This is a genomic window from Rubrivirga sp. (genome assembly GCF_049648075.1).
GTDB lineage: Bacteria > Bacteroidota > Rhodothermia > Rhodothermales > Rubricoccaceae > Rubrivirga.
On sequence record NZ_JBARYR010000699.1, the window covers coordinates 1 to 4,236 of the forward strand.

The 4,236-nt window shown below is 69.9% G+C and carries 3 protein-coding genes; all 3 read left to right on the forward strand.

The window, feature by feature from the left end:
* Positions 1-365: 365 nt before the first annotated feature.
* Positions 366-1,100 carry an ABC transporter ATP-binding protein gene (locus tag WBA11_RS18500; RefSeq protein ID WP_424522108.1) on the forward strand — a complete coding sequence of 245 codons (735 nt, stop codon included), beginning with the start codon at positions 366-368 and terminating at the stop codon, positions 1,098-1,100.
* A 35-nt stretch (positions 1,101-1,135) separates the two neighbouring features.
* Positions 1,136-1,630: a DUF2306 domain-containing protein gene (locus WBA11_RS18505; RefSeq protein ID WP_424522109.1), complete on the forward strand. Its 495-nt coding sequence runs from the start codon at positions 1,136-1,138 to the stop codon at positions 1,628-1,630.
* A 185-nt stretch (positions 1,631-1,815) separates the two neighbouring features.
* Positions 1,816-4,236 (forward strand): chemotaxis protein CheB (locus WBA11_RS18510; protein WP_424522110.1); only part of this gene is annotated, 2,421 nt, incomplete at its 3' end.

The following is a 4,236-nucleotide window of genomic DNA, read 5'->3' on the forward strand; positions in this document are numbered from 1 at the left end:
GCGAAGCGGAGATGCGCGAGGTCGCGACCGGCATCACCGACGGCACCAACCTCGAGGTCCGCACCGGGCTGACGGGCGGCGAGACCGTCATCACCGGCCCGTTCCGCCTGCTGCGCACCGAACTCGAGGACGGCGACGCGGTCCGCGAGGACGAGGAGTAGCACCCGACCTCGAGGCCGCGCGTCCAGCCTCGATGCGACCCCGGTCCGCCCTCGACGCGTCCCGTCCTCGAGGTCGGCGATTTCGCTTCTGATCTGTCAGCCCAACCGCTCCTCCCTTTTCGACATTCTGGGGTTCTCCAATCGGCTCGAGTCTTCCGCTTGTCTGAGAGCCCTCCCGGCTCGGCCCCTTCGCTCACTCCCACTATGCCCGTCATCGACATCGCCGACGTCTGGAAGACGTACAAGATGGGGACCCAGGAGGTCCACGCGCTGCGCGGCTGCTCCCTCGAGGTCGAGCGCGGCGAGTACGTCGCCGTCATGGGGCCGTCGGGGAGCGGCAAGAGCACGCTGATGAACGTGGTCGGCTGCCTCGACATCCCGACGCAGGGGACGTACAAGCTCAACAAACGCGACGTGGGCTCGCTCAGCGACGACGAACTGGCCGAGGTGCGGAACAGCCAGATCGGGTTCGTCTTCCAGACGTTCAACCTGCTGCCTCGGCAGGACTGCCTGCAAAACGTCGAGCTGCCGCTGGTCTACGCCGGCGTCTCCCGGTCCGAGCGGAAGGCGCGGGCGACCGAGGCGCTGCAGCGCGTCGGGTTGGGCGACCGGCTGGACCACCGGCCGAACGAGCTCTCGGGCGGCCAGCGCCAGCGCGTCGCCGTGGCTCGAGCCCTGGTGAACCGCCCCGCGATCCTGCTCGCCGATGAGCCGACGGGCAACCTCGACTCCGTGACCTCGGACGAGATCATGCGCCTGTTCGAGCTCCTCTACCGCGCCGGCAACACGCTGATCGTGGTCACGCATGAGGACGAGATCGCGGCCCACGCCCGCCGCATCGTGCGCCTGCGAGATGGCACCGTCGAAACCGACACGCTCGTCGCCGCGCCCGTCCTGGCCGACCTCGACGCGTCCGCCCTCGAGGCCGAGCCCGCCTGACCCTGCCTCGTCCTCGAGGCCGATCCTCCAAAGCCATGACGCCGACCGCCATCGTTCACACGGTTCTTGGGGTGACGGCGCTCGCGAGCGGCGCGCTCGTTCTGGTTCGAAGGAAGGGCGACCGGACGCACCGGCTAGCGGGACGCGTATACGTCGGGACGATGCTGGCGTTGTGCCTCTTGTCGTTCGGCCTCCACGACTCGACGCCGTTTTTCGCCGGGTACGGGCCGTTTCACATCGCCGCGCTCGTCAGCCTGGCGACGGTAACGGCGGGCATGGTCGTCGTTCGACGGCGGCGTGAGGGCTGGCTCGAAGGCCACTACCAGTGGATGGCGTGGTCGTACATCGGGCTCGTGATGGCGACCGGCGGGCACGTCATGGACCCGGCGTTCCTGTGGCTCCGCGACCTCGGCTTGCATCCGGGCGCGGCCATCGGGATCAGCATCTTCGTGGTCTGGGGACTCCCCCCGATCGTCGGGAGCCGCTGGATCGCGAAGCGACAAAGCGGGTGGGACGCGCTCGCGCGCTGAGTCGCCCTCGAGGCCGCTCGTCCGGTTGCGAACTCTCGAGCTGAAGCGGCCTCTCGTCCTCGAGGCCGCTCACGGAGCTCCTGTCCTCAGACGAGGCCCACAGGGGGGAAGCGACCGACCTCGAGGACGCGCCCGTTGCACGTCCGTCTTCGCGGGCATCGAAAGGCCGGATGGAGAGCCGCCCGATGTGCGGCCTCGGTATCATCCGGTCTTACAGCGACCTCGAGGCAATGGCGCACGACGAACCGGAAGACACGACGGACGACGGTGTCAGCGACGTGGACGGCGGCGTCTCTCCGTCCGATGGCGACGGAGACACGTTCCCCGTCGTCGGGATCGGGGCCTCGGCGGGAGGGCTCCACGCCTTCCAGGAGTTCCTCGCCGCGCTCCCGGCCCGGCCGGACATGGCGTTCGTCCTGGTCCAGCACCTGTCTCCCGACCACGAGAGCGCCCTCGCCGAGCTCGTCCAGAGCCGGACCGAGATGCGGGTGACCCAGGTCGCCGACCACCCCGACGTCGAGCCCAACCGGGTCTACGTGATCCCGCCCGGCAGGCACCTCGAGATCGAGGACGGCCAGCTCCGGCTCACCGACGCCCGCCGCGACCGCGGCCGTCCCGCGGCCGTCGACGACTTTTTCCGGTCGCTCGCCGACGACATGGGCGAACGCGCCGTCTGCATCGTGCTCTCGGGCACGGGCTCCGACGGGTCGCTCGGGCTCAAGGCCGTCAAAGAGCGGACCGGCCTGACGATGGCCCAGACGCCGTCCGACGCCGAGTACGACGGGATGCCCAAGAGCGCCATCGGCACCGACCTGGTCGACGTGGTGGGGACGGCCCGGGAGCTGGCCGAGCGGCTGGTCGAGATCCGCCGCGCGCCCCCCAAGGTGGACGTTCCCTCGGAGGACGCCGAGCTCCTGCCCGAGACCGACCACCAGGCGCTCCAGGCCATCTTCGCGCACCTGCGCCAGCGGACGGCCCACGACTTCACCAACTACAAGCGCTCGACGATCCTGCGCCGCCTAGCGCGCCGCCTCCAGGTGACCGGCCAGGCCAACCTCCCCGAGTACGCCGGCTACCTCCGGTCGAGCCCCGACGAGGTCCAGGCGTTGCTCCGCGACTTCCTGATCTCGGTCACCCAGTTCTTCCGCGACGCCGACGCCTTCGACGTCCTCGAGGCCGACGCCATCCCGGCCCTGTTCGAGGGGAAAGGCCCGCAGGACCAGGTCCGCGTCTGGGTCGCCGGGTGCGCGACCGGCGAGGAGGCGTACTCGATCGCGATGTTGCTGTGCGAGTACCAGGACCGCCTGGTGGACCCGCCCGACATCCAGATCTTCGCGACGGACATCGACGAGGAGGCCCTGGCCCGCGCCCGCGAAGGGCTCTACGCCGAGGTCGCGGCCGCTGACGTCCCGATCTCCCGGCTCCGGCGGTTCTTCAGCGTCGAGGCCGGCGGCGTCCGGGTCAAGCAGGAGCTCCGGCAGATGGTCCTGTTCGCCCAGCACAACCTGATCTCGGACCCCCCGTTCTCGCGGCTCGACTTGGTCGCGTGCCGGAACGTCCTGATCTACTTCAACCGGAAGGTCCAGTCCCGCGTCTTCGCGACGTTCCACTACGCGCTCCGCCAGGAGGGCTTGTTGTTTCTGGGCTCGGCCGAAGGTCCAGGCGCGACCTCGAAAGGGTTCGGGGCCGCCGATAAAAAGGCCCGGCTGTACCGGCGGCGCCCGTCGGGCGGGCCGGAGCGGGCCCCCGCGTTCGCCTCCGGCGACGGTCGCCGTGGGACTCCCCCCACTCGGCCCCGGCCGGCCGACCCTCCGCGCGAGGGGCTCGTGGAGCGCTACCGCGACTGGACGCTGGAGAGCTACGCCCCGCCGCGCGTGCTGGTGGACGAGCACTACGACGTGACGCACGTGTTCGGCGACGCCGGCCGGTACCTCCGCGACCGCGAAGGCCCCGTGACCCAGAACGTCGTCGACAAGGTGGTCCGGGCGTTCCGCATGGACCTCCGCGCCTCCTTGTTCCGGGCGTTCTCGAAGGGGAAGGCGATGGACACCGGCTTCCAGCGCGTCGAGATCGGCGGAGAGGAGAGCGTCGTGCGGCTCCACGTCGGGCTGGCAGGCGGGAAGGCGGCCGAGGACGGGCTGGCCGAGGTCGTGTTCATCGAGCTCGACCCGGCGTCCGTCGCCGCCCTCGACGCGTCCGTCGTCGACCGCGGCGACATCGACGGCGACTCCGACGACCCGACGGTCTCGCGGCTCGAGGACGAGCTCCGACGGACCCGGGCCCGGCTCCAGCTCACCATCGAAGAGAGCGAGACCTCGAAGGAGGAGTTGAAGGCGTCCAACGAGGAGCTCCAGTCGATCAACGAGGAGCTCCAGTCGACGACCGAGGAGCTCGAGACCTCGAAGGAGGAGCTCCAGAGCACCAACGAAGAGCTCAAGACGGTGAACCAGGAGCTCAGCAGCAAGGTCGAGGAGCTGGTCCGCTCGAACTCCGACCTCAACAACCTGATCGCGTCCACCGACGTCGGGACAGTGTTCCTGGACCGGAGCCTGCGCCTCAAGCGGTACACCCCGCGCGCCGCCGACGTCTTCCACATGGTCCCGAGC

Excerpts from the sequence above, each read along its gene's own strand:
- WBA11_RS18500 (WP_424522108.1), top strand. The coding sequence starts at position 366 with ATGCCCGTCATCGACATCGCCGACGTCTGGAAGACGTACAAGATGGGG.
- WBA11_RS18505 (WP_424522109.1), top strand. The coding sequence starts at position 1,136 with ATGACGCCGACCGCCATCGTTCACACGGTTCTTGGGGTGACGGCGCTC.